This window comes from bacterium (genome assembly GCA_035371905.1).
Taxonomy (GTDB): Bacteria; Ratteibacteria; UBA8468; order B48-G9; family JAFGKM01; genus JAMWDI01.
In genome coordinates this window covers 1-3,194 of the sequence record DAORXQ010000148.1, presented here as the reverse complement: position 1 = coordinate 3,194, position 3,194 = coordinate 1, and the positions used below count along the sequence as shown (strand labels likewise).

Annotated in this window: 3 protein-coding genes; all 3 read right to left on the bottom strand. The window is 27.3% G+C overall.

Translation table 11 applies throughout. The annotated features are described in order from the left end of the window. Positions 1-104 precede the first annotated feature (104 nt). Positions 105-1,544, bottom strand: a complete 1,440-nt coding sequence (locus PKV21_09805; GenBank protein ID HOM27780.1) for an ATP-binding protein — start codon at positions 1,542-1,544, stop codon at positions 105-107. A gap of 83 nt (positions 1,545-1,627) precedes the next feature. Continuing rightward, positions 1,628-2,281, bottom strand: a complete 654-nt coding sequence (locus PKV21_09800) for an NYN domain-containing protein (GenBank protein ID HOM27779.1) — start codon at positions 2,279-2,281, stop codon at positions 1,628-1,630. 138 nt (positions 2,282-2,419) lie between these two features. Next, the coding region (locus PKV21_09795) for an N-6 DNA methylase (GenBank protein ID HOM27778.1) at positions 2,420-3,194 on the bottom strand (775 nt) is incomplete at its 5' end.

Here is a 3,194-nt window from a genome sequence, read left to right as displayed (position 1 = left end):
TGAAGGTAAAAACCTCCAGGGAAGTTCATTTTAATTTTACCTTCTTTTTTAAAATTTTGTAAAATTTTTCTTTCAATCCCCAATCTCCTCATAAAAATTCCACCTCAAATGAGTAAAAAATATTTAATCGGTATCTTTACAATATTATCTTTAAAATTCATTTCTTCATCTAACGAAAACACAATTCCATAATCGCCAGTTATTCTTTTTAAAGTCATCAGTGCTTGTTTAATTTGCTTTTTGCCATAACCAACCTCAATAACAATTTTTTTATCCTTTATTTTAACAATAAAATTTGCTCCTTCTTTTGCACAATCATAAGTTAAAGAGGAATTTGGATATTTTCTCAAAATTTTTTTAAAGTACATTCCTACAACATCTTCCAGTAATTTCCCTTTGAAATTTTCAAAATTACTTATACTCTCCATACCTGACAGAAGAAAAAAACGAAAAGCAGGACTTGTAAAAAGATATCTATATGGCTTCCTTACCTGCTTATAAGGTGAACCATATGGTGGAATTCTTTGGATTAAATTTGCATTTTCAAGAGAAGAAAAAATTAAAGAAAGGGTATCTTTTGAAATTTCAAGTATTGTAGATAATTTTGTTAAACTTATTTCAAAACTTTCAGAAAGAAGATAAATGAGAGAATAAATTTTGTTTAAACTTTCTCTATCAAAATTTGTTATTTCAGGAATATCTGTATAAATAATTCTCTGTAACATCAATTCCAGTTGATTTAAAATCACTCCCTCTTCTTTAATTTTTAGAGAAAAAGGAAGAGTTCCATATTTCAAGTATCTATCTATTTCAAAAATATCAACTCCAAACCAGTATTCTTTTACTTTTTTCTCTAATAAGGATAACTTATTAAAAACGTCTTCGCTTTTTTTAGAATTAAAAATAGCACCTTTAATTTTCTCACTTAAATTTTTTTCTGGATATTTTTTGAATTTTAACATTATATATTCTTTAAAATCCATCGGGTATAATTCCTCAAAATATGCACGTCTTGAAACATTTGCATCAATCTGTTTTTTCAATAATAAGGCAGAAGAACCAGTGCATAAAATAAAAATTTTTTTTGTCCTATCATAGAATGTTTTGATAGCAGAATCCCAGTTTTTATCATATTGAACTTCATCAAAAAATAAAAATAATTTTTTATTTAATTCTTCTAACCTTTTCCCAATTAATATTTCATATCCTTCAACAATATCCCATAATGATGCACCAAATCTTCTCATCGGTTCATCAACTGAAATATAAAGTTTCTCAACATCTTTATCTGATAATACTTCATAGAAAAGTTGCGATAATAATGTTGTTTTTCCTACTCCACGAAGTCCATGTATTATTATCCATCTTGGTTCAGAATTGAATTTTAAAAAATCCTGGATATATTTTTTAAAAATAGGAAAAGCACTTCTTTTTGGATAAAAATTACCATTTTCATCAACAATATTGCCCCTAATTTTTAAACTCTGTTGTGATATTATGGCATTCAAATACTTTAAAAATTCTTTTTTTATTTTATTTTCCATATTACTATACTACCATAGTCGTATAGAAAATGTCAATACTATCCGATTATAGTCGTATAGTAAATTTAAAATTTTGTTTCTTTTCATTTTCGGGTTTCCTTTCTTTCCAAATCTTCAAAAAAAGATTTTTCTAATGAAATAAACTTATCGCTTACCTGCCTTAGATGCCAACATTTTCTCTGCGGGAAATATGCCACTTCTATTTTTTTCTTCAATTGCTGTATTTTCTTAATTACATAAGCAAAATCGCCATCACCACTTACTAAAATTCCTGTATCGTAAAAATCATCATATGCAAGTGAAAGCATATCAGTTGCTATAGATATATCAACTCCTTTCTCTACTAAATATTTAATTTGAGTTATTGTTTTTGATTCGTCTTTTTTGAGAATTTCATTTACCTTATCAATAGGTCCCACAAAATATACATGTGCTTTTGAATTTTCTAAAATTACAGTACCTTTCTTTAATTCAACATTTCTCAATTCAAGATGCCCAAGTTTAAGAGTGTATCCAGGTAAATTTCTAATGTAATTGAAAAATTTTTGTTGATCCTTATACTTGTCTGGAGCATACTCTTTCTTTAAAGGTACGTTATAATAGTTTGCACCAACAAATTTTCTTTTTCCACAGGGTTTAAAAGCAAATTTTAAAAAGTCAATGGTTCTTATACCAATTTCCTCTTTAAGTCCATGATAAAAATTACTTCCATCAATAAAAATAAATACTCTCTCCATTATAAAATAAAAAAACCCGGGATTGCTTTCGCAAGCCCGGGGAGGTTATAAATTTGCCTTTGGTAAACCAAAGGCAAAGAAGTAATACTTTAATTATATAATACTTTCCAAAAAATTTTTTGTCAAGTGCAACTAATTTTAAAATTTTGATAAAATTTGCCATATTTTTTCTTCTACACTTCTTTTTTCTTCTTCAAGTTTTTTTAGTTCTTCTTTTATTTCTTCAATTGGTCTATAATTTTCTTCATCAAAAACACTTATAAATCTTGAGGGAGATAAATTGTAGTCAGCATCTTCAATATCTTTTTTATTTATAATTTTGCTAAATTTTTCAACCTCTTTAAAACTCCTATAAACATTTACTATTTTTTCTATATTTTCCTTTCCAAGTATATTCTGTGCTTTCCCCGGAATAAACTCTTTTGATGCATTTATCAATAAAACCTTCCCTTTTTTACCTTCTGGTTTATTTCTATTTATTACAATTATCACTGCTGGTGCTCCTGTATTGTAAAAAAGTTTTTCTGGTAAAAGTATAACTGCCTCAATTAAATCATTTTCTACAACTTTTTTTCTTATCTCTTTTTCCCTCCCTCCCCTTGAAACCGCTCCTGTATCAATAACAATTGCAATTTTCCCATTTTTATTACCTGAAAAAATCATATGTTGTATCCATGCCCAATCAGCAGATTGTTTTGTTGGAGAACCAAATGGAAATCTTTCATTATAATATTCTCCTTTCTTTAATGTGTCTTCATCATAACCATCTTGATTCCATGGAGGATTTGCAATAACATAATCAAATTTTTTTATACTATCTTTCTCTTTAAATTTTGGAAATAAAAGTGTATCCCCACCGATTAAGTTTATATTTTTTATTCTGTGTAATATTGCATTCATTTTAGCAAGTGCA

Coding starts and splice junctions, on each gene's coding strand:
- PKV21_09805 (HOM27780.1), bottom strand. CDS start 1,544: ATGGAAAATAAAATAAAAAAAGAATTTTTAAAGTATTTGAATGCCATA.
- PKV21_09800 (HOM27779.1), bottom strand. CDS start 2,281: ATGGAGAGAGTATTTATTTTTATTGATGGAAGTAATTTTTATCATGGA.